The sequence below is a fragment of the Rahnella perminowiae genome, from assembly GCF_019049755.1.
Classification (GTDB): domain Bacteria; phylum Pseudomonadota; class Gammaproteobacteria; order Enterobacterales; family Enterobacteriaceae; genus Rahnella; species Rahnella perminowiae.
Genome location: NZ_JAFMOS010000254.1, coordinates 1 through 2905, shown reverse-complemented (window position 1 = coordinate 2905; position 2905 = coordinate 1). Strand labels below are relative to the sequence as shown.

General features: G+C 39.0%; 3 protein-coding genes. All 3 read right to left on the bottom strand.

The features are described 5' to 3' along the window. A partial coding sequence (locus J1785_RS01925; RefSeq protein ID WP_217218683.1) for a glycosyltransferase occupies positions 1 to 661 on the bottom strand: 661 nt, incomplete at its 3' end. Further along, entirely contained in the window at positions 658 to 1812 is a 1155-nt protein-coding gene (gene glf, locus J1785_RS01920; RefSeq protein ID WP_129952682.1) for a UDP-galactopyranose mutase, read from the bottom strand. The genes J1785_RS01925 and glf, both read right to left, overlap by 4 nt. 13 nt (positions 1813 to 1825) lie before the next feature. Further along, a partial coding sequence (locus tag J1785_RS01915) for a glycosyltransferase family 8 protein (RefSeq protein WP_217218682.1) occupies positions 1826 to 2905 on the bottom strand: 1080 nt, incomplete at its 5' end.

The window sequence follows — 2905 nt, the reverse complement described above, 5'->3', positions numbered from 1 at the left end:
TACTAATATCATGTGTGAAGATTAATTTTGGTACATAGAGAAACTTATGGCCATTAAGAACCAGATGATGAGAAAAATAAACATCATCATAATACAAGAAAAGATCATCGTGTATATATTGCGATGCAGAACTCAAAACATCAGCACGAATTACCGTACCTACAAAAGAAAGAGTTACACATGGCTCAACTCTCTCATTATCAGGGATATAGTCTTTTGCATTGAGAAAATATTTAATATTGTCTAACAACGTTTTTGGTAATTTGACAAACGGCATATTCATTTTGCAATTAATGCCATGAGTATCAATGACCCGACAACTTAGCGCCGATGTGCCATCAAGCATGATCTCGCCAAAATTATGAAGCAAATCAGGAGCCGGATAGGCATCGTCGTCATACATAAACACCCATTCGGTGTTTATATGAGCACCAATATACTCAGCCCCTGCTCTAAAACCACCGGCACCGCCGGTGTTTTTAGTCAAAGATAAAACGGTCAACCGGGGTTCTTCAATACTTGCAAGCCAGGAAACCGTGTCATCCGTTGAACAGTTATTGACTATAACAATATTGTCGAAAGGCAGCATCGAAGTGGATAGCCAACATTTTTTCAACTTATCAAGCCGATTAAAAGTGACAATTAATGCTGTCGTATTCATCTAACATCAACCGTGAATACAGGCATAGCATCTGATTCATTGATACATTTCAGATATACTTCGGCGGTTTTCAGGGCTTCCGCAATCGTAACATCCATATCCAGATATCGATAAGTCCCTAAGCGACCAACAAAAGTAATATTTTTTTCCGCTTTAGCAAGGGTTAAATATTTGTCCAGCAGAGCCATTTCACCAACCTGACGGATTGGATAATAAGGGATATCCTCTGGCTCACAACTGCGACTGTATTCCTTATAACAAACCGATCCTTCATGCGACTCCCAAGGGGAGAAATATTTATGCTCGGTTATGCGGGTATAAGGAACATTTTGTTCACAGTAGTTCATCACCGCACATCCTTGATAATCGCCGTTAAAGGTGAATTTCTCAAAATCTAATGTGCGATAACCTAACCGGCCAAATTGATATTGATAGAATGCGTCTAAAGGACCACTATAAAAAACATGATCATAACTGGCCCTTTCATCGAAATTAAATTCGGTTCCTAGCTCCACAGTTATGTTCGGATGCTCAGCCATATTCTTAACCATCTCGGTATACCCGTCTTTGGGCATTCCCTGGTATTTATGGTTAAAATAATTATCATCGTAATTAAATCGTATCGGTAATCTTTTTAAGATCGATGCCGGAAGCTCTGCCGGAGACATTCCCCATTGTTTAATGGTATAGCCTTTGAAAAAAGCTTCATACAACTCTTTCCCAACGAACCTTAATGCCTGTTCTTCGAAGGTTTGAGGATCTGTTATAGAGCTATCTCCCTTTTCCTCAATCAATGCGCGCGCTTCGTTTGGAGAACATGTTTTGCCAAAAAACTGGTTTATGGTATGGAGATTGATAGGTAATGAATACACCTTACCATTATATGTTGCTTTAACCCGGTTGACATAGGGCATCATCACGGAATATTTCTGGATAAATTCCCATACGGATTGGTTATCTGTATGAAATATATGAGGTCCGTAGGTATGCACCATGACCTGAGTATCCTCATCACGAGCATCAAAGCAATTTCCTGCAATATGAGGTCTTTTATCAATAATTCGAACTTTATGACCTTGTTCAGCAAGTTGTCGCCCGATAACGACGCCAGAAAAACCAGCACCTACAATGAGAATATTTTTCTTAGTCATAATTTATACCTTATTAACCTATAACGACACGACGAAATTTATAATAACATTTTGCAATCACAGATCTTCGCTTTGAACCCGCAGGAGCAAAGCGATTAACGTACGGCATTAATTTATTTTTAATTCTTGTTTGTAATAACACCGGTTGCAACGCGATGGCCGTCGACTGGCCAGAATTTTCAGCATCAATCAGGCGGTCATAGACTTCTTTTTCCCAAGGCGTACCTTGAATATTTTTTATGAAATTGTCATAAAAGTCGACTTTATCTGTATTCCAGGGTTTATTTTCACCCGCAAAGTGAATCATTTTAGGATTACGTCGTGCGCTAAGAAATCTCATATACGTAGAGAACTTCAGGTTAGGATAAAATACGTCTGTATGACCATTACCATGGTAAACATTCCATTCCATGGGCAAGAAGTGAACACGGCCATAAAAGACTTTGTTCATTATATCCTGGTCAAGGAACCAGTAGCTTTGCCCTTTCATGGCTGCCATCAATTTTTCGAAAATACTCTCTTTGTTCATTTGATCGATATTGAAGACAATGATTCCTCCCTGGAAATAATTATCAGTATCGGCCATTCCCAGTCTGGTTTTAAGATATTCCTCTGCCGTCTGGACACCCGCGTCTGAACGCGCAATATTACCAAATTTAACAAACCCCTCCATGACAATATCTTGTACGGCAGCAACCAGATTATCACCTAACGGTGTTTCGATGAGTTCAGCGAGATCACTCTCAACTACTGTGTCGGTATCAATGAAAAGTACTTTTTCAAAGTCTGTAAACAGTTTTGGGATGAAAAGCCTGGAATAAGTAGCAGCCGTAAAAGGTGGTCTGATATAAGCATCTTTAATTTCCTTAAATGCATTTATATCGAAATAGCGGACGTTCATATTGGCAGTATGCGTCACCAGATTTTTGACACGTTCTTTATTACGCTGGCTGAGTCCATTATCAAGTATGACAATGTCATAGTTATGATTTGAACTTGAATTCTGAACAATGGAATTAACTAGCGCACCAAGACTCATCGCATAGTTATCATCTGAGCAAATAACTATAGGGATATTTCTCTCACTATAATA